General features: G+C 31.2%; 20 protein-coding genes. 1 reads left to right on the top strand and 19 read right to left on the bottom strand.

The window, feature by feature from the left end:
• From cas6e to ACKRLN_RS02725, 7 genes are read right to left on the bottom strand one after another with little or no spacing between them, the layout of a single operon-like run.
• Window positions 1-642 (bottom strand): type I-E CRISPR-associated protein Cas6/Cse3/CasE, encoded by a 642-nt coding sequence (cas6e, locus tag ACKRLN_RS02755; RefSeq protein ID WP_416335194.1) that lies wholly within the window; start codon window positions 640-642, stop codon window positions 1-3.
• 11 nt (window positions 643-653) lie between these two features.
• Window positions 654-1,373, bottom strand: a complete 720-nt coding sequence (gene cas5e, locus ACKRLN_RS02750) for a type I-E CRISPR-associated protein Cas5/CasD (RefSeq protein ID WP_416335193.1) — start codon at window positions 1,371-1,373, stop codon at window positions 654-656.
• A gap of 9 nt (window positions 1,374-1,382) precedes the next feature.
• Window positions 1,383-2,456, bottom strand: coding sequence for a type I-E CRISPR-associated protein Cas7/Cse4/CasC (gene cas7e, locus ACKRLN_RS02745; protein WP_416335192.1), 1,074 nt, complete (start codon window positions 2,454-2,456; stop codon window positions 1,383-1,385).
• A complete protein-coding gene (casB, locus tag ACKRLN_RS02740; RefSeq protein WP_416335191.1) occupies window positions 2,449-3,069 on the bottom strand; it encodes a type I-E CRISPR-associated protein Cse2/CasB in 621 nt (206 codons plus the stop codon). Before casB ends, cas7e begins: the two co-directional genes overlap by 8 nt.
• The gene (locus ACKRLN_RS02735; protein WP_416335190.1) at window positions 3,070-4,743 is read right to left on the bottom strand and encodes a type I-E CRISPR-associated protein Cse1/CasA; all 1,674 of its coding nucleotides are present in this window, start codon (window positions 4,741-4,743) and stop codon (window positions 3,070-3,072) included. It abuts the gene before it with no gap.
• Window positions 4,730-7,495, bottom strand: a complete 2,766-nt coding sequence (gene cas3, locus ACKRLN_RS02730; protein WP_416335189.1) for a CRISPR-associated helicase Cas3' — start codon at window positions 7,493-7,495, stop codon at window positions 4,730-4,732. The genes ACKRLN_RS02735 and cas3 overlap by 14 nt, the downstream gene beginning before the upstream one ends.
• Window positions 7,496-7,506: 11 nt before the next feature.
• On the bottom strand, window positions 7,507-8,043 hold the full coding sequence (locus ACKRLN_RS02725) for a thermonuclease family protein (protein ID WP_203127356.1): 537 nt from the start codon (window positions 8,041-8,043) through the stop codon (window positions 7,507-7,509).
• A 79-nt stretch (window positions 8,044-8,122) separates the two neighbouring features.
• Here ACKRLN_RS02725 and ACKRLN_RS02720 point away from each other — a divergent pair, with 79 nt between their 5' ends.
• Window positions 8,123-8,410 carry a cupin domain-containing protein gene (locus ACKRLN_RS02720; protein ID WP_203127355.1) on the top strand — a complete coding sequence of 96 codons (288 nt, stop codon included), beginning with the start codon at window positions 8,123-8,125 and terminating at the stop codon, window positions 8,408-8,410.
• 27 nt (window positions 8,411-8,437) lie between these two features.
• Here ACKRLN_RS02720 and ACKRLN_RS02715 read toward each other — a convergent pair whose 3' ends face one another.
• The 12 genes from ACKRLN_RS02715 to nth all read right to left on the bottom strand — a co-directional run bounded on the left by ACKRLN_RS02715 (window position 8,438) and on the right by nth (window position 19,245).
• Window positions 8,438-8,890, bottom strand: coding sequence for a hypothetical protein (locus ACKRLN_RS02715; protein ID WP_416335188.1), 453 nt, complete (start codon window positions 8,888-8,890; stop codon window positions 8,438-8,440).
• Window positions 8,891-8,976: 86 nt separating this feature from the next.
• Window positions 8,977-9,420: an SsrA-binding protein SmpB gene (gene smpB / locus ACKRLN_RS02710; RefSeq protein WP_203127353.1), complete on the bottom strand. Its 444-nt coding sequence runs from the start codon at window positions 9,418-9,420 to the stop codon at window positions 8,977-8,979.
• Window positions 9,383-11,524: a ribonuclease R gene (rnr, locus tag ACKRLN_RS02705; protein WP_416335187.1), complete on the bottom strand. Its 2,142-nt coding sequence runs from the start codon at window positions 11,522-11,524 to the stop codon at window positions 9,383-9,385. Before rnr ends, smpB begins: the two co-directional genes overlap by 38 nt.
• Before the next feature lie 57 nt (window positions 11,525-11,581).
• Window positions 11,582-11,809 (bottom strand): preprotein translocase subunit SecG, encoded by a 228-nt coding sequence (gene secG / locus ACKRLN_RS02700; protein WP_203127351.1) that lies wholly within the window; start codon window positions 11,807-11,809, stop codon window positions 11,582-11,584.
• Window positions 11,810-11,955: 146 nt separating this feature from the next.
• Window positions 11,956-13,263, bottom strand: coding sequence for a phosphopyruvate hydratase (gene eno, locus ACKRLN_RS02695; protein ID WP_203127350.1), 1,308 nt, complete (start codon window positions 13,261-13,263; stop codon window positions 11,956-11,958).
• A gap of 15 nt (window positions 13,264-13,278) precedes the next feature.
• The gene (gene tpiA / locus ACKRLN_RS02690) at window positions 13,279-14,031 is read right to left on the bottom strand and encodes a triose-phosphate isomerase (RefSeq protein ID WP_203127349.1); all 753 of its coding nucleotides are present in this window, start codon (window positions 14,029-14,031) and stop codon (window positions 13,279-13,281) included.
• Window positions 14,032-14,040: 9 nt separating this feature from the next.
• Window positions 14,041-15,237, bottom strand: a complete 1,197-nt coding sequence (locus ACKRLN_RS02685; RefSeq protein WP_416335186.1) for a phosphoglycerate kinase — start codon at window positions 15,235-15,237, stop codon at window positions 14,041-14,043.
• Window positions 15,238-15,293: 56 nt separating this feature from the next.
• Window positions 15,294-16,298 carry a type I glyceraldehyde-3-phosphate dehydrogenase gene (gene gap, locus ACKRLN_RS02680; RefSeq protein ID WP_203127347.1) on the bottom strand — a complete coding sequence of 335 codons (1,005 nt, stop codon included), beginning with the start codon at window positions 16,296-16,298 and terminating at the stop codon, window positions 15,294-15,296.
• A gap of 72 nt (window positions 16,299-16,370) precedes the next feature.
• Entirely contained in the window at window positions 16,371-17,300 is a 930-nt protein-coding gene (gene trxB / locus ACKRLN_RS02675) for a thioredoxin-disulfide reductase (RefSeq protein ID WP_203127346.1), read from the bottom strand.
• Between the two features lie 8 nt (window positions 17,301-17,308).
• Window positions 17,309-17,767, bottom strand: a complete 459-nt coding sequence (locus ACKRLN_RS02670) for a tRNA (cytidine(34)-2'-O)-methyltransferase (protein ID WP_416335185.1) — start codon at window positions 17,765-17,767, stop codon at window positions 17,309-17,311.
• Window positions 17,760-18,608, bottom strand: a complete 849-nt coding sequence (locus tag ACKRLN_RS02665; protein ID WP_296142670.1) for a Cof-type HAD-IIB family hydrolase — start codon at window positions 18,606-18,608, stop codon at window positions 17,760-17,762. The genes ACKRLN_RS02670 and ACKRLN_RS02665 overlap by 8 nt, the downstream gene beginning before the upstream one ends.
• Window positions 18,601-19,245, bottom strand: coding sequence for an endonuclease III (gene nth / locus ACKRLN_RS02660; RefSeq protein ID WP_295885597.1), 645 nt, complete (start codon window positions 19,243-19,245; stop codon window positions 18,601-18,603). Before nth ends, ACKRLN_RS02665 begins: the two co-directional genes overlap by 8 nt.
• Window positions 19,246-19,284 lie beyond the last annotated feature (39 nt).

Raw genomic sequence — 19,284 nt, 5'->3', positions numbered from 1 at the left:
TTAATTATCCAAAATTATTGTCATTAGACCAAATCCATATGCTCTTTTCTTTCCGATACCGGAAGTAAGAGTTTTTATCATCTTATCTTTATCAGTTATCTTTAGTTTTCCTTGATAAGTAACTTGATCTAAGTTTATTCTTTTTGAATTTTTAGAATGTTTAAAAGGCACTATTTTTCTTTCTGTTATCAAAAAATCATCCTCATTTAAAGAAAATCCATTTTTTAATGACCTATCCAATAAATAATTAGCAAACTCAGATGATTTTAGTGGAACTATCTTGCCTCTTTGAGATTTATCTACTTCACTTTTTATAGATATAGTTGGATTTAAAACTACTTTAAAACGCGCAATATCTCCATTTTTAAGTTTATTTAAAAATGAATCATAATCTTTAGTAGAAGCTGTACCTCTTACACCATATTTTTCTAATTGATCTAAGTCTGGTTTTGTTTCACTTACTAGTAATAAATAGTTTTTGCCATTAAGTTGATCAATCCTCCATAGTTTTCTAGTGCGAGTTTTGTTTTTTATTTCATCCGGAAAACTTTCTTCAACCCAACTATGATAAGCATTTAAATTAGATAATTTTTTGAGGTTCATTCTATTATTAAAATCAATTCCTACTCTTGACATATACATAATAAATCCTCCTAAAGACTGCCATAAGCGTCATGCTCATCATAAGTAGTAAGATTATTATTTTCACTTGCAGGGTCGATTGCTTTTATTATTAGCTGACTTTCATTTCTATATTGGTGTTTTCGTTCTCTTTGAGAAAAAGATATAACCATATCTCTTCTTTGTGATACTCTTAAGTTCTTTTCAATAGAAGCATCCATGTAGCAAGATATAGCATTATCATTATGTTTTTTATACCAATATTTAGCTTGCCAAGGATAGTTTTTTAATGTATCTAAAATATTATCATCAAAAATTCCAAGTAAAAAATCGGCTGGTGGTGGACATGATCTTCTGCCCATAAATGTTTGAAAATATGGGTTTCGAAGATTCTCATATATTCCTTCGATAAATTTATCATCATCATGACTTAAAGCTACTACAAATATTGCATCTTCAAGATAATAACGATTAGTAACATAAGTCCTATCAAAATCCCCATTTTCTTTAAATTTTTGTGCTATCTGATAGTCCCTTAGTAAATTTCCCTGTTGGTCTATTCTTACTGCATAGTTTAGTTCATTTAGCTTTTTTATTTTACTATCTTCATCTCTTTGATATCCAAAACTAGCAGCTATTAGACCTATTACTGCACTTTTTGATGGATATAGGTCTGTTTGCCTTGTTTCAAAATGGGAATTAGTTCCCCATGATTGAAGTGGTCCTGCAAATTTTAATAGTATTGTTTTCAAAAAATCACCCTACCAATTTGATAACTCTGTGTCTAGGAAATTTCCTAAGTCACCTATCAACTCATTTAATGAATTTTCATTTTCAATGTTATCAGAAGAAAAATTATAGTTATTTAAGTCTAAGATAAATGTTTTTATAGTTTTATTTACAAATTTTTCTACCTTTTCGTTTTCGTTCAACAATGCATTTACAGATTTTTCTACATATCCTTCATTTGATCTTATAGGATTCTCAAAGGCTGAGACTAAGTTTACTGGTCTATCATCTCTTAATGTAACCATTACAAATTGAGGAAGAGTCTGATTTGCAAATGTATTTACTTTTCCTGTTGGAAGGCTATTTGTAAATGATTTTACAAATAACTTTCCAGTATTTAATACAGCTTCTTTATTTTCCAATTGTTTGTATAATTCATGAATAGCTACATTTGCATATCGGTAAAGAGTTGATGAATTAAATTCTACTGTTCCAAGCATACCTGCACCGGCATTTTCTTCTGGAGCAAGGTCATCTACTGCTGTAAAAAAGTCAAATTCTGTATCTACTGAATGAGTTGAAATTGCATGGGCTACTTGGCTTGATGCATCTTCATTTAATGATGGATCATCTGCAACCATTCTACCAAATAAAGCTATATCTATGGCAGGATTATTTCTCAATATCTCTTTTAAATATTTTTTATCATTATTTCCATCAATTGCAGCCTTCGCCAACTCTTTAGCCTGACTATCACCTAAAAAGAAAAGAGCTTTTGCTTTTCCATCTTTAGTTTTTACGCCAGCATCATTTATTATTTTTTCAGCTAGACTAAAAGCTGTATCTTCATTGCTGGAGTCAATTTCAATTATTTTATCAGCTACAAATTGTACAATATCTTTTGTCCTAACACCCACATTTTCTTGTTCACTTTGTTCATAAAAATAAGTTCTCATCGCCCTTTTCCAAGATTGGGAGCTAACTCGGGCTCTTTTTACCCCACCATATTGGCAAGTTTTTGGACTTCCTGTATCATCCCTATTAATATTTGAAGGTGGCAATGTTTGTATTGCGTGCACATCTAGGAACAGTCTATTATTACTCATTTTCTTCTCCTTTATTATTTTTTTCTTGGTTATTAAATCTGTAGTATTCTTTAGCCCAGCTAAGCTTAATATTTTCTCTCATACTTGGTATTTGTAAATAATATAAGTCTTGGGCAAGTTTTGCATAATTTACCTTTTGATCTGACCTAGACTTTAACAAAGAAATTAGTTGTCTTAGGTGAAAAGTAAGCTCTTCAAAGGTATCTGCACTTATCATAGCGTTAAATCTTCTATCAGTTGATTTTGCATTTTCACTAGTTCTTAAAACTTTTAATGCACATCCTATATTTTTGTATTTATTTTCATCATCAGCTGCTAAAAAAACACTTTGGCTATTTCCTTGCTGATGAATAGAAAATATTTGTAGTGTTGTGATTATAGCTTTTTCTTGATATGACAAATCTCCATATTCACTAATAAATGAATCTGGGAGATATATATAAAGTGTAGAAAAAACTTCAATTGTTTGTGAATATGGTTTTGATATAGAATTTCTAAGATTTGATAATGTTGCTTTTGTAGCTGGTGCATCTAAGTTACTTGCAATTTGATTTAATATATTAGCAGTAACTCCATAAACAGATGGTTTGTTTATATTATTTTTATTAGACATTTAGGCCTCCTTTCTTAGTTGTTTATTTAAAAAGAAATTAAATGAATTATAAGCAGTTATAATGTTATGTGTTTTATCATCAATTGTAACACCTGTAAAATCTCTTTGATTTGCATTTACTAATATTCTATCTGCCTCAGCTCTTACAATTTTTTCTAATACCTTCCTCCATTCTTCAATTTTTTGATCTTTACTATCCTCAAGCGTAATAGAAGATAACCAGTTTTTAAATGGATCATTTAATAAAAAGTATAAGTTTTCTACATTTTGTTCTACAAAATTATCTGAATGTTGATTTCTAATTAATTTTATTTCTTTTAAAAACCTTCTGTAAGTGATATCTACGATCTCTTTTGTTTCATTTATAGTATCTTCAATGCGGATAACCCATCCATTTTCTGATAAATCTGTCGCTACAAAATCGTTAATATTTAAATAGTCATATATTTCATTAACTGGAACCCAGCTTGTAGCATTGCCATCATCTTCCATACTTATAGAATTAATAGTAAATTTGTAATCTCCAAGAGTACTCTTTATACTTTCTAAATGATCCATTAAACCTACTTTCCGAACATCACTTGTATTTGGATTTAAGGCAAGCAAACCAAATGATCTCCATAAACTAACATCCCTTTTATGTTTTTTGGGTGTAAAAAACCCCTTATTTGGTCCACTTTCATTTTTTCTCCATGTTGTCATAAGTTCTAGGCTTTGATTTTGATGTTCTAAATCTAATAATTTTACAACTTCAAATGAGAATTCTTTATCCAAATCTGTGTCTGGATCAATATATATGGCTCTAGAATACCTAGTGTAAAGCTCTGACAAATTATTTACTAAAGATTTTGATAAATCCTCGTTTATATTTTCCTGTGGAGAATATTCCCAAGCCGGTTTTTGTTTATTAGCATTAAAATCTGCTGGATGAACCAAGATTAAATTAAGCATCAAAGTCTCAAACAAATTATTTCCAGTAAAATAAATACCACCAATATCGTATAGCCATCCCTTAGATGGAGTAAATTTATCGTCAATATCTGTAAATTTTGTCTTATCACCTGTCCCAGTGTATCCGTGATATGTGATTAACCACCTTGCTATTTCTGCTTCTGTAGTTAAGTTTTTGCTAGAAGCATCTTTTCCTGCAAATAATGAAATTTTATTATTACTTTCTGTTATAGTTCTATTTATATTCTTTATACTTATGTTGGTTCCTTTTTTATTTTTAGTATTATTCCTAATAATATCTTCACTCACTTGCATAAATGGATATTTATCATCAAATAGATAAAATCTGTCATGACATTTTTCAAAATATTCATTTACGATATATGGAAATTCTCCTGCTTTCCATAGATTTTTCCATGTTTTTTTTAAATCTTTTTTATAATCTTTTAGATCATCTTCTTCAACATCTTCTAACTGACGATAGTCTTCATCTAATTCTAAATATTCATAAAAAATACCATCAGCATCAAATCTAGAAAACACAGTCTGTAAAATTGCAAGCAATATTCTAAGAACAGCAAAATCTTGTGTTTTCATTTCACCTGCTAGATCTTTATAATTGCTTGCATTAGAAAATAATTCTTTTAACGATATTTCTTTTGTGTTTCCGTTATTATCTATAACTAAAATCCAATTTTCATCTATTAAATTAAAGCTTGTCACTATCTCCCTTCCTTTCATAAGATAGTCCGTATTTATTTGAGTATTTTAATATATAATCACCAATCTCAAAAAAACCGTTTTCATTAAAAATTATACCCAATGATCCTTTTAGCCAAGCACTGTCTTGAAACTTTAATAAATATTTCAAATTATATTTTTCTAGAAAATTTATTGTTTGATTTAAATTATAATCTTTTGTAAGAATTTGAGGTAGCTTTAAGGTATTTGCAGCTATAAGTTTTGCAATGTGAGAGTCATCTATTTTTTCGTAGATATCATCATCATTTCCAAATAGTCCTATTCCATGTTTATTTTCTTGAAGGGCTATAACTTCTATGGTTTCTTTTGTATCACGAACTTGGGCAAATGCCGCTTCTTCAGTATTTACCTCATTACTATTATTTAACCAACCTATTATAGTTTCACCTTCATCTTCTAAAAAATCTGTATCTGGATTTCCTATTCTAAATACTTTGGCTTTTTCCTTTTGTCGCTCAATTAACCTCAAATGTTCATTTCTAAAGTTTTTATAAACATTATCTAAATTTTTATCTAATTTTATTTCACAATCTGAATAGACATTTTGTACAAGTTTTGATAAATCATCTGGAATTATTATTTCATCTGGCAAAAAGTATTGGCTACGTGCTAGAAGATATGAGCTGTATACAAATGATGAACCTTCATCAAATTCTAATTTTTCTGATGTTCCTATTACATATAAAGTAGGCTTTTTATAATATTCATTTCTTTTTATATCATGTCTTTGAAGTCTTCCTATTCTTTGTAAAATCAAGTCAATTGGAGCAAGTTCTGTTATCATAACATCAAAATCTATATCTAAAGATTGTTCTATTACTTGAGTACCAATATATATTTTCCTATCTGGTCTATTTGCTTTTTTTCCTATTTTTTGCAACAACACTTCCTCTTTTTTCATTCTATTAGTATCAATAAATCTTGAATGTATCAATTCAAATGAGTCACTTCCAAAGACTTCCTCTACTTCTTTCGCTAAATTTTGAGCTTTTTTTACTGTATTTACTATTACTCCTATATTTCCTCCCTGTTTATACAAGGATTTAATTAGCTTTATTATATTATCCTCATCTTCTTTTATAACATGTATTTTCTTTGTGGAAGACTTTTCAAATTTATCTTCATATTTAATTATTGAACCATCATTATAAGTAATTAATGGATAGGTATCTATTGCTATTTGCCTATCATGCTTTTGCTTTCGTGCTTTTATGCCCTTGCCTATTAGATATTCTTTTATAAGCTCTTCTCTTTTTTCAGCTGGTAAGGTGGCAGACAATATTATAACTGGCACATTATAAGCCCCCATCCATCTTAAAGCTTGGTACAGATATTGGTTCATGTATGCATCATAAGCATGAACTTCATCTATAACTACTACTTTTTTACTAAATCCTAGGTGTCTTAGAAAAAGATGTTTTTGCTTTAATGATAATAGCAAAAATTGATCAATTGTACCCACTACAAAATCGTCTAAAATTGCAGACTTTTTCCCTGAAAACCATTCGTTAACAACTACACTTGGATGATCATCATAGTTTGCATCTGGGTTAATATTTTTTGCAAGCCTTTGAAAATCTTCATTCAAATATGCTTTTCCATGTACCAATCTTAATCCTAAATCATCCTCAAAATCATCTACAATATCTCTTAACCACTTTTCTACTCTTGGGAAAATTCCATTTGTAGTGGCTTGAGTAGGTAAGGCGAAAAACATTCCGCTAGATCCTTTTTTTTGAGCGAGTAATTCTACACCATATAAAGCAGCTTCAGTTTTTCCCATTCCCATGGGAGCTTCAAATATATAAATACCTACATCTTTTGTATTCAAAATAGTTTCTATAAAAATTTCTTGATGTTTGTTTGGATAAAATCCAAATCGTTTTTTGAAATTTTCTTTATAATCAAATTTATAATCTGCTTGCCAAACTTCTGTTTTAAACCAATTTGTAAAACCTATTTCGACTCTTTGATCTAAATTACAGTCTATTTCATCATAGATTGAAAAAAGCGGAAAATATTTCGTATTACTTGCTATCCAGTCTGCCATAATTAAAAGTCCAGTCAATATTACTTGACCAACTTGATTTATTTCTGGCAAATCATCTATACTTTCAAAACCACTTGAATTTAAAGCCGATGAAAAAAAATATTTTTGTATCTGTTCCCATTTTTGATATATTGGGTTTGTACTTTTTTCTTCTTGATAATAATTAGATTCATAGGCGATTTGGTTTTTAATTGTAGTAAAGTTATCAACTGGCTTTCCATGGTGGGCACCTACAATAGAGGCTATATCTGCTTTTACACCGTATTTATATAATATATATTCACTTGCCATACTATGATGAGATTTATTCATTGAAGGAAGGCTAGTACTTGCTATACCAAAAAATCCTACTTGTTCTAATTTTTCTTTTAATATCTTATCTAAATCATCTGAGTTTGCAAAACCTTTTTTAATTTGAAACGCTGGAGTAGCTTTGCCTAAATCATGACAAGCTCCTAAAAACATAACAAGATTCTTTGCAATGCTTTCATCCCCATTATCTATAGAATTTATAACTATATTTTTTTGTGAATCACTAAGCCAATGTTCCCACAACAAGGATGATACTTTTTGAGTATCAGATAGGTGAATATATAGTGGCATCCATTCAAAATTTCCATTTGTAATTTGTTTTTTTGCCCAAAAACTTTTATAAGATTCCATATTATTTCTCCTTAACTCCATAAACGAAGTTTTTTATTTTTTGCATCTTTCTCGATTTCATTTAAATAGCTTTGGTATTTTATGTTTGGCTCATAAGTTTTAGCTCTTGCATATCCATCTCTTACCAATATTCCATTTACCAATTGAGTTTCTATCTCTTCATGAGTAGGATTATTGGGTTCTTTGGGTGGAATTATCCAGATATATCTTAATAATCTATCATAATTATCGGTATCTGATATGTCTTTTTCTAGGTATACTATTTGTTTATCCAATAAATTTCTAGTGAACTCACTGGCTTCTTTTCCCCAAGGATCGGATATATTCATTGTAGGATTATATTCTGGTGTATCCATTCCTATAAATCTAACTTTTTGGTTTTCATTCTTTATTCTAATTACTGCTGTATCTCCATCTACAACTCTTATTACTTTTCCTGTTTGATAATTAGAATCCTCTTTTATAAAAAAATTATTATTTGCTAATACCACAGTAAGTATTATGATAATGCCAATAATATTGGATATTTTATTATTTTTAATTTTCATACTATTCTCCTTAATCTTATATATAGATTATATCGAAATTTTTGGTAAAATGTAAGAAATAATCTTTTTAGGAGGTATTATGAAATATTCAGTAAAAGATGCTAGTGCAAGGGCACACAACATTTATGAAAGTGATAATCAAGTTGTTACTCATTTAAATTTAAAATCTGGTGAGAGTATTCCTAGCCATGACAGTAATATGTCTGTTGTGGTTGTTATATACGAAGGTCAAGTTATATTTACAGAAAAAGATAAAGAATATACTATAAAATCTGGTGATATTATAAAACTTGAGCCAGAAGTTAGTCATAGTCTAAAGGCTTTAGATGATAGTAAACTTATGGTAATAAAGTCTGATCTAAAATAAAACGCAGAGGATAGTTCCTCTGCGTTTTTAATTATCATTTTGTATATATGATTTTAATATATTGTATAATTTTGCCTGGTCTACTAGTGAAAGTGAATCAGCATCTACGTTATTTTCGATTATATACTCCTGACAAGCATCATATATTTTATTTAAATCATCGTATGTAAAGTCGTTTGTATCATAACCCATTTGCTTTAGACCATCACTAGCCATGGCATATATTTTTGCTTTTTCATCATCACTAAGATCATTAAATTCATTATTTTTAACATATTCTATGCCAGTACTTAGGTCATTATTTTCTATATTATTATCTTGCCTATTAGTTTTGCATGATTTTGTATGTACCTTATCATCCAATGCATCTTCAATTTGTCGATCATTTTTTTCAATACTTTTTGGCCTATTATTTTCCCTGTAATTTATAAATCCTATTATGAGGGCTGCTGCTAAAAGTATAGATAATATTTTCTTCAAAATAACCTCCTTAGTTTTTACTAATGGCTATTATACCTTTTTTAGTTTTTAAAAAAGCAATCGACCACATATAGGGTCGATTGTCATTAATAATTTTTTAAAGCTCTATCAATTCTTCGATCTGCTTCTCTTCTTTTTATAGTTTCACGTTTGTCGTATTGTTTTTTACCTTTGGCTAGAGCTAGTTCTAATTTTACTAGACCATCTTTTTCATAAACACTAATTGGCACTATAGTATAACCATCTTGAGTTTTTTTACCAATCAATGTATCTATTTCTTTTTTGTGAAGGAGTAATTTTCTGGTGCGCGTCGGATCAATTTTTTGATCGTAAGCTTCCTTAAATGGAGTTACGTGCATACCATATATAAACATCTCTCCATTTCTATCTCCTACAAAGCTTTCCTTGATACTAACCTTGCCCTGTTTTATACTTTTTACTTCGCTTCCTTGCAATTCTATGCCTGCTTCATATTTTTTTTCTATAAAATAATCATGAAAGGCTTTCTTGTTGTTCGCTAACTGTTTCATCTTCCTCCAATAAATCAAAGTCAATATTTCTTTGATAAATATCGACATTGAGTACTCTTGTTTTTACTTCGTCTCCAATAGAGTATATCTTCTTATTATCAACATTTACTGCTTTTAAACTTTCTTCTTGATATTCAAATCGGTGCGGTGAGAACTTATACATAAAAAGTCCCTCTACCGTATTTTCAAGCTCTATGAAAATTCCAAAGTCTGTTACTGATGATATTGTACCGGTAAATTCATCTCCGATAAATCTACGCATATATTTACATTTCATCAAATCTTCTACATCTCGCTCTGTATCTTCCGAGCGTCTTTCTGTCATAGATAAGTGTTCACTGGACTTTTCTAGGCTCATCTCTAGACTTGCTTGATTAAATTTATTTAGTCTATTTTCAATATATGATTTTAAAAGTCTATGAACAATGAGGTCTGGATATCTACGAATAGGGCTTGTGAAATGCGTATAAAATTCTGTGGATAATCCAAAGTGTATGTCACGCTTTTTGCTATATTTTGCCTTTTGCATGGTGCGTAGCATCAGCATATTTATAACATTTTCTTCATTTTCCCCTTCTACATCTTCTAGTATTCTTTGAAAATCTTTTGGGTGAAGTTCGTTTCCGCGGATATTATATCCCATTGTGTTTAGGGCGCGTTTAAATCCATCTAGTTTTTCTTTTGATGGTTGCTCGTGAATACGGTACATAAATGGGAAGTCCATATATCCAAATAGAGTTGCAACTGTTTCATTTGCTGCAAGCATAAATTCTTCTATCATCTTATTTCCTGAACCACGCTCATGTACGGAAATATTTAATACTTTGCCATCATCAGTTACATCTATTTGACTTTCTGTAAAATTAAAGTCAATAGCTCCCCTATCTTCTCTTTTTCCTCTTAATATTTTGTGTAATTCATCAAATAAAAGTAACTTTTCTTTTAATATATCATCTTCATAGACACTTTCATCTTTTTCATCTATAAAATTATTTACATCATCATAAACTAATCTATAATCAGAGTTTATAACTGCTTTATAAAAGTCATTTGCTATTACCCTACCTTTTTTGTCTATGGTCATTTTTAATGATAGGGATAGTCTATCTACATTTGGATTTAATGAGCAAATACCATTTGATAATTCTTTTGGAAGCATTGGTATAACTACATTATATAAGTATGTAGAGTTGCCTCTATCATAAGCATCATTGTCTAAGGCTGTTCCTTTTTTTACATAATGGGATACATCTGCAATGTGTACGTATAAATCGTAATTGTCTCCATTTTTATCAATTGAAATAGCATCATCAAAGTCTTTTGAGTCCCTTCCATCAATTGTAACTGTAAATAGGTCTCTAAAATCTGTTCGATTTTCTATATCTTCTTCTTTTACTTCCTTATCTAGATATAAAACTTCTTTTTTTGTATCTTTTGAAAAAAGATAAGGTATTCCGTGTTGCGCTACTAAGGAATAGATATCAACATTTTTATCATTTTTATGACCGATAATATCTACAATCCTACCCTCAGGATTGCCTTTTTTAGGGAAGTTGATTATTTCTGCTACTACCTTATCCTTATTCTTTGCATTTTTTGAAAGTTTTTTGTCGATATAAATATCATTACCAATTGATTTATTATCTGGAATTACAAAACCAAAACCCTTTGACTCTTGGTAAGAACCTACTATTTTAGTATTGCCACGTTCTATTATTTCTAAAACTCGTCCCTCAGCATTTTTTCCTTTTTCTCTAGCTTTTGTAATTTCAATTTTTACTCTGTCCCCATCAAAGGCCTTGTTTAGGTTATCTTTTGAGATAAATACATCTTTAAAATCTGTATTATCTGAAATAAAAAAACCATAACCAGATTGAGCTAGTTGAATCTTTCCTACTAGAGAAAGTTCTTCATCACTTAATGGCAATATGCGTTTTTTGTGGGAGATACGTAGTTTATTTTCTTTTTCAAGCTCTTTTAAGACATCATAAACTGCATTTCTTGTGTATTTATCAGCTTGTAAATATTTTTCAAGTTCTTTTATTGTAATGGGTTCATAATTTTCATCATTTACTATATTTAATATTAGTTCTTTTAGATTCATATCTTATCCTTTTCTATAAAAAAAGAGGCTAGATAGCTTAAGTCTATCTATAGCCCCTTACATAACTGCTAGCATTATGATACTTCCTAAGAAAAGTAATACTCCTCCAGCAATTACAACTTTATCTAACATTTCATTTTTAGTTCTATGAGCACTTCTACCAAATACGTTTGTTTCTTGGCCAGCTAGTGTTCCTAGTCCATCAGTTTTTGGATCTTGCATTGTTACAGACACTATAATTATTAGTGATGCAAGCATTAAAATAACTGCAAAGATATTTTCCATCTAGACACCTCCCATTTTCATCACTCTATATGATACCACAGGAAATGTCCTTTCGCAATTTTTAGTTTATAGATTAAGCTAGTAATATGATACCCAAATTTCTTTAAATAAAAAAGTAGGGATATTTTCCCTACTTTTTATTTTAATTAATCGTTAAATCTATCTTTTAGGTTGTAAAATGCTTTTAAACCTTTAAATTCTGCATTTTCCCAAAGTTCATCTTCGATTCTTAATAATTGGTTGTATTTTGCAACACGGTCAGTTCTTGATGGTGCACCTGTTTTGATTTGTCCAGCATTTACAGCTACTACTAAATCCGCGATTGTAACATCTTCTGTTTCACCAGATCTATGTGAAACTACAGCTGTGTATCCTGCTTGTTTTGCCATTTCGATAGCGTTTAGTGTTTCTGTTAGAGAACCAATTTGGTTAACTTTGATAAGGATAGAATTTGCAACATTTTCTTTGATACCTTTTTCAAGTTTTTCAGTATTTGTTACAAATAGGTCATCACCTACAAGTTGAACTTTTCCTCCAAGTCTTTCTGTAAGTTTTGCCCATCCTTCCCAGTCGTTTTCATCTAGGCCATCTTCGATTGAGATGATTGGATATTTATCAACTAGGCTTTCTAACCAGTCAATCATTTCTTCTTCTGAGTAAACTGTGCCTTCACCTTCTAGGTGATACTTTCCGTCTTCTTTGTTATAGAATTCTGAGCTGGCGCAGTCCATTGCTATAAATACATCTTTACCTGCTTCATAACCTGCTTTTGTAATAGCTTCAACTATGATTTCTAGAGCTTCTTCGTTTGATTTAAGGTTTGGTGCAAATCCACCTTCATCACCTACAGCTGTGTTGTATCCTTTTTCTTTAAGAACTGATTTTAAGCTGTGGAATACTTCTGTACCCATTTGTAATGCGTGTGAGAAAGTTTCTGCGCCTAGTGGGAAGATCATAAACTCTTGAATATCTACTGAGTTATCAGCGTGTTCACCACCATTTAGGATATTCATCATTGGTGTTGGTAAAAGTTTGGCATTTGGTCCACCAAGATAAGCATAAAGTGGAAGTCCTAATTCATCTGCTGCTGCTTTTGCTACTGCTAATGATACACCTAGGATAGCATTTGCACCAAGATTTCCTTTATTGTTTGTTCCATCTAGTTCAAGCATTCTGCTATCAACACCTACTTGGTCGGTAACATCATATACTAAAACTAATTCATCAGCTATTTTGTCATTTACATTTTCAACAGCTTTTAGAACTGATTTTCCTAGGAAGTAATCTTTATCTCCATCACGAAGTTCTACTGCTTCCCATTCACCAGTTGATGCACCAGATGGTACTGATGCGCGGCCGTATCCGCCTAGTTCTGTTTCAACTTCTACTTCTACTGTTGGATTTCCTCTTGAGTCGAGGATTTGTCTTGCATATACACTTGTAATTAAGCTCATTATTAATTCTCCTTATTATTTTCTATGATTTACCAATGCTTCAAAATCGTCTGCTTTTAGGCTTGCTCCACCTACTAGAGCTCCATCGATGTTTTCTTTTTCCATTAACTCTTTAACATTTGCTGGTTTTACAGAACCACCATATTGAATTCGAACCGCATCTGCTGCTTCTGTTGAGTAAAGATCCGATACAAGATTTCTAATAAATGCACACATTGCTTCTGCATCATCAGCTGATGCTGTTTTTCCAGTACCTATTGCCCAGATTGGTTCGTAAGCTATGATTAATTTTTTAATATCACTTTCGCTTATATCTTTAAGATCAGCTTCTAATTGTGCTTTTACTTTTTCTTCTTGTTTGTTAGCTTCTCTTTCTTCTAAAGATTCACCACAGCAAAGAATTGGTGTTAAGTCATGGTCAAAGGCTGATAATACTTTTTCATTGATTAATTTATCATCTTCGCCAAAGATATCACGACGTTCAGAATGACCTAGGATAACATATGTTGCTCCAATATCTTTTAGCATTGTTGGGGAAATTTCTCCTGTAAATGCTCCAGATTCTTCAAAGTACATATTTTGTCCACCAAATTCAACGTTAGTTCCTTCTAAAATCTCAGCTGCTATTGGTAGGTCTATGGCTGGTGTACAAACACCTGCTTCTACTTCATTATCTAAGTCTTTTTCTTTAATTTCAGTAAGTAAATTTTTAGCTTCACTTACTGTCATATTCATTTTCCAGTTTCCAACTATTACTGGTTTACGCATTATTACTCCTTATTTATCTTCAATTGCAGAAATACCTGGTAGGTCTTTTCCTTCTAAAAATTCTAAGCTTGCTCCACCACCTGTTGATACGTGGGTAATTTTATCTTTTAAATCTGCCATTTCTATTGCAAGTGCTGAGTCGCCACCACCAACAATTGTTGTTGCATCAGCTTCTGCTAGAGCGTGTGCTACTTTATTTGTACCATTTGAAAATTCTTTGATTTCAAATACGCCCATTGGCCCGTTCCATACAACAGTTTTAGCATCTTTAATTTTTTCTGTATAGATTTCTGCTGTTTTTGGTCCAATATCTAATGCTTCCTTATCAGCTGGGATATTATCAACATCTACAATTTCAGTTTCAACACCTGGAGCAATATCTTCAGCTATTACAACATCTACTGGTAATAATATTTCTACATTGTTTTCTTTTGCTCTTTCAAGTAATTCTAAAGAAAGATCCATCTTGTCTTCTTCAAGAAGAGATTTACCTATTTCCTTGCCTTGAGCTTTTAAGAAAGTGTAAGCCATGCCCCCACCAATAAGAATTGTATCTACTTTTGTAATTAAGTTTTCAATTACACCAATTTTATCAGAAACTTTAGCTCCACCAAGGATTGATACAAAAGGATGTTCTGGATTTTCAAGAGCTTTTCTCATAACATCTATTTCTTTTTCAATTAATAATCCTACTGCGGATGGCAAAATGCTAGCTACACCTACATTTGAAGCATGTGCTCTATGGCTTGTACCAAAGGCATCATTTACATATAAGTCAGCAAGAGAAGCTAATTCTTTTGCAAATGCTTCATCATTTTTAGTCTCACCAGCTACGTATCTAGTATTTTCTAATAAGGCAAGTTCTCCGTCATTAAGTTCATTTACTTTTTCTTTAACATTTTCGTCAACTACTTCATCAGCAGCTAAAAATTCAAATTTATTACCGTAGTGGTCGGATAACCAATTTGCAACTGGTTTTAATGAAAATTCTGGGTTAGCTTCACCGTTTGGTCTGCCTAAGTGACTAATTAAGATAACTTTTGCGTCGTTTTCTAATAAATAATCTATTGTAGGAAGGGCTGCTCTGATTCTAGAGTCATCTGCAATCTTACTTCTATCCTCTTTTGATAAAGGAACGTTAAAGTCTACTCTAACTAATACTTTTTTTCCATTTACATCTAGGTCTTTTAGTGTTTTTTTGTTCATAATTCACCTCAATAATAAAAGGGCAAGAGATAAATATCCCTGCCCTTTTCTATCTCTTAAAGTTTAGCTAAATAATCTAATGTTCTAACTAAGTTAGATACGTATCCTGCTTCGTTATCATACCAAGCAACTGTTTTTACTAATTGACTGTCACCATTTTCTACAACTTTTGTAAGTTGTGAATCAAATACTGATCCTGCTGGGTAGCCAACGATGTCACTTGAAACAACATCTTCTGTTTCGTAAGCGAATGCATCAGATGAGTATTTTTTCATTGCTTCATTTACTTCTTCTTCAGTAACTTTTTTCTCAAGTACTGAGTAAAGTTCTGTAATTGATCCTGTGATAACTGGTACTCTTAAAGCAGTACCATCAATTTTACCTTCTACTTCTGGAAGTACTTTACCTACTGCTTTTGCAGCCCCTGTTGAAGCTGGAATTGTATTTTGAGCAGCTGCACGTCCACCTCTAAGGTCTTTTTTAGAAGCTGGTGTATCTTGGATAGCTTGTGTTGCTGTATATGCGTGGATTGTAGACATTTGTCCTGTTACAAATCCAAATTCTTTTACAAGTACGTTTACCATAGGTGCTAAACAGTTTGTTGTACAGCTTGCTGCTGATACTACTGTTTCTGATCCATCTAAAGTTTCATGGTTTACACCGTAAACGATAGTTTTCATATCACCTTTACCTGGTGCAGAGATTAGAACTTTTTTAGCTCCTGCTTTTAAGTGAGCTTCTGCTTTTTCTTTTTCTGTGAAGAAACCTGTACATTCTAGCACAACATCAACATCAAGGTCTCCCCATGGTAGATCTTCTGGATTTCTTTCAGCAAAGATTTTGATTTCTTGGCCATTTACTTTAAAGCCCTCTTCTGTTTGTTCAAAATCTCCAGTAAATCTTCCTTGTGCTGTATCGTATTTAAAAGCATAAGCAAGACCATCTTTATCAATAAGGTCATTAATTGCTACTACTTGGATATCATCTTCTACTTCAGAAATTCTTCTTAGTGTAAGACGACCGATTCTACCGAATCCATTAATTGCTACTCTAGTTGTCATTATTGCCTCCTATATTCTTTCTAAAAGTTTTTACAATAATATTTTACTAAATTATAGGACATTGTCAATAGTTTACCAGACTTGTCCTTCAAGGTATCTGTTTGCTACAACAGCAGCTGTACAGCCATCGCCTGCAGCAGTCACCATTTGTCTGACAGACTTTTCACGATTGTCACCTACTGCAAAAACTCCTTCGATATTTGTTTTCATATCGCTATCAGTAACTATATACCCATAATTCATATCAATTTGATCTTTGAATATATCTGTTTGTGGAATATATCCTACAAATATAAATACCCCTATTGGGTCATTATCATCACTTTTTAGCTCTTTTTTCTCCCCAGTTTTTACATTTTCTATAATAAGAGAAGTAGTTTCCTTATCTCCCCTTATTTCATTTACTACAGAATCCAGTTCGAATTTTATTTTTTCATTTGCACGTGCCTTATCTACAACAACTTGGCTTGCTCTAAACTCATCACGTCTGTGGATAATAGTTACAGATTTTCCAAATTTTGTAAGATATATCGCTTCTTCTACTGCACTATCCCCACCACCTACAACAAATATATCTAGTCCATTATAAAATGGGCCATCGCAAGTAGCACAATAAGAAACACCCATATTTGCAAATTCACTTTCACCAGGGACTTCAAGTTTTCTATGGCTTGCTCCAGTTGAAATAATTATTACTTTTGCTTCTAGGGTTTTGCCATCATCTGTGTGAACTTTTTTAACTTCTCCCTCTAGTTCAACACTAGTAACATTTGTAGTTAAAAATTCACAATATTCTTTTGCTTGATCATACATCCTATCTGATAGACCCATGCCTGTTGCATCTTCCATAGATCCAGGGTAGTTATCTACAAATGCTGTTGTCGCAATTTGTCCACCTGGTATATTTTTTTCAATTATAAGTGTTTTTAATTTTGATCTACCAGCATAAAGTCCTGCAGTAAGACCTGCTGGACCTGCTCCTAAAATTATAATATCGTACATATTCTCTCCTAAAAATTAAAATTATTTTGCCTTAAGGCTTCGTATAAAACTATATTTACTGAATTGGCTAAGTTTAAAGACCTATCTATCTTTTTAGTCATAGGGATAGTAATTATTTTTTCTTTATATTTTTCTAGAATACTTGAATTTATACCTTCTTTTTCCCTGCCAAATATTAAAAAATCATTATCATTAAAAGAAATATCAGAATACTTTGTATCTGTACCTGTCTCTACTAAATAAAAATTCTTGTCTTTGATGAAATCTAAAAATTCCTCCATACTATCATGGATAGTAAGATTTACCTTATCCCAATAATCAATTCCAGATTTTTTTAAGGCCTTATCTGAAAAATCAAATTTAAATGGTCTTACTAAGTGTAAGTGAGACTCGGTTAATACACAAGTTCTTCCAATATTTCCAACGTTACCAGGATATTCTGGGGCTAATAAAACTATATTAAACACTTGGATTTTCCTTATTATATTCTAAAATTATTTTTGCTGCTTCACTAATGCCGCCATTATCATTATCTGCTACAACATAATCGGATATTGATTTTACTTTTTCGTTACCATTGCCCATAGCAAATCCAATTTTTGCATTTTCAATCATTGGCAAATCATTATAAGAATCTCCAATTGCAGCAACTTCATCAACTTTTATACCCAAAAATTCTATTAGTTCTTTTATACCTTCCCACTTATTAACATGGGGTTCCATGATTTCTATTGCACCTGGACCAGAAGAAGTTATATAAAGTATATGATTAAATTTTTCTTTTATTATTTCTACTGCTTCTTCTTCGCCATAAGGATGGCTACTTAAACATCCGATTAATATCTTATAGGCTAATTTTTTTCTTTCTTTCAGATTCTTAATGGGATCGTCTGTAATAGAAATATTGCATTGGTAGTTTAAACCATAATCATTATCAATTTTTAAATGTCTTATCCTGTCTTCATCAAGTCTATTTGAATAAAAAGTATCTTCATCATAAAAATGATATATAAATTTGTGTTCCTGGCAAAAGTCTACTAATTCTTTAAGATGGTCATCTTTAAGTGGATATTGCTTTAAAATTTTATTATTTGCCATAATCAAGGCTCCATTAGTTGCCACCATGGGATTATCTTCTCCAAGATCTTTTGTAGCAAATTTAATAGATGACATTACCCTGCCACTTGTTAAAACTGTTTTTACACCAGATGCATTTAATCTTAAGATGGATTCTTTCGTAGATGGATCTATTTTATCATCAGTATTTAAAAGTGTACCATCCATATCAATTGCAAAAAGTTTAATCATTATCTCTCCTATAATATAAACATAACTTATTCAAATTGCATTCTTCACAGAGTGGCCCTCGCGCCTTACAGATTGCTCGGCCGTGGGTAATAAGCCTTTTATGTGTTATATTCCACTCATTTTCTGGCACATTTTCTGTAAGCTGCATCTCTGTTTGACTAACATTCTTTGCCTCAGCTAGACCTATTCTATTAGCTACTCTAAAAACATGAGTGTCTACTGCAAAGGCTGGGATGTCAAATGCATTTGCAAGAACTACATTTGCTGTTTTATTGCCTACTCCAGGTAACTTTATTAGTTCACTTTTCTGTTTAGGAACTTCACTATTAAAATCTTCAAGCAAAATTTGACTGGTTGCTTTTATATTTTTTGCTTTATTTTTATATATTCCAATAGATTTTATCCAGTTTTCTAAAACTTTAATATCCATCTTAACAAAATCTTTTGGAGTATTTGCCTCTTTAAATAGTTCAGATGTTACTGCATTTACTCTTTTATCAGTACTTTGAGCTGAAAGCATAGTTGCAATTAGCGCTTCAAAAGGAGTTTCAAAGTGTAACAGATTTTTGTTTGGATCCTCATACATTTTAGATAAAATGTCTAAAACCTCTCGAATTTCTTTTTTCTTTAAAATAATATCACCTTATCCTCTTTTAATACTATACTATTTTTTAAG

Source organism: Anaerococcus sp. AH8042_DFU013_CI05 (assembly GCF_047936775.1).
Classification (GTDB): domain Bacteria; phylum Bacillota; class Clostridia; order Tissierellales; family Peptoniphilaceae; genus Anaerococcus.
The sequence above is the reverse complement of the archived record's forward strand: the minus strand, read 5'-3'. Positions and strand labels throughout refer to the sequence as shown.

Excerpts from the sequence above, each read along its gene's own strand:
- cas6e (WP_416335194.1), bottom strand. The coding sequence starts at position 642 with ATGTATATGTCAAGAGTAGGAATTGATTTTAATAATAGAATGAACCTC.
- cas7e (WP_416335192.1), bottom strand. The coding sequence starts at position 2,456 with ATGAGTAATAATAGACTGTTCCTAGATGTGCACGCAATACAAACATTG.
- casB (WP_416335191.1), bottom strand. The coding sequence starts at position 3,069 with ATGTCTAATAAAAATAATATAAACAAACCATCTGTTTATGGAGTTACT.
- cas3 (WP_416335189.1), bottom strand. The coding sequence starts at position 7,495 with ATGGAATCTTATAAAAGTTTTTGGGCAAAAAAACAAATTACAAATGGA.
- ACKRLN_RS02725 (WP_203127356.1), bottom strand. The coding sequence starts at position 8,043 with ATGAAAATTAAAAATAATAAAATATCCAATATTATTGGCATTATCATA.
- ACKRLN_RS02720 (WP_203127355.1), top strand. The coding sequence starts at position 8,123 with ATGAAATATTCAGTAAAAGATGCTAGTGCAAGGGCACACAACATTTAT.
- smpB (WP_203127353.1), bottom strand. The coding sequence starts at position 9,420 with ATGAAACAGTTAGCGAACAACAAGAAAGCCTTTCATGATTATTTTATA.
- rnr (WP_416335187.1), bottom strand. The coding sequence starts at position 11,524 with ATGAATCTAAAAGAACTAATATTAAATATAGTAAATGATGAAAATTAT.
- secG (WP_203127351.1), bottom strand. The coding sequence starts at position 11,809 with ATGGAAAATATCTTTGCAGTTATTTTAATGCTTGCATCACTAATAATT.
- eno (WP_203127350.1), bottom strand. The coding sequence starts at position 13,263 with ATGAGCTTAATTACAAGTGTATATGCAAGACAAATCCTCGACTCAAGA.
- tpiA (WP_203127349.1), bottom strand. The coding sequence starts at position 14,031 with ATGCGTAAACCAGTAATAGTTGGAAACTGGAAAATGAATATGACAGTA.
- ACKRLN_RS02685 (WP_416335186.1), bottom strand. The coding sequence starts at position 15,237 with ATGAACAAAAAAACACTAAAAGACCTAGATGTAAATGGAAAAAAAGTA.
- gap (WP_203127347.1), bottom strand. The coding sequence starts at position 16,298 with ATGACAACTAGAGTAGCAATTAATGGATTCGGTAGAATCGGTCGTCTT.
- trxB (WP_203127346.1), bottom strand. The coding sequence starts at position 17,300 with ATGTACGATATTATAATTTTAGGAGCAGGTCCAGCAGGTCTTACTGCA.
- ACKRLN_RS02665 (WP_296142670.1), bottom strand. The coding sequence starts at position 18,608 with ATGATTAAACTTTTTGCAATTGATATGGATGGTACACTTTTAAATACT.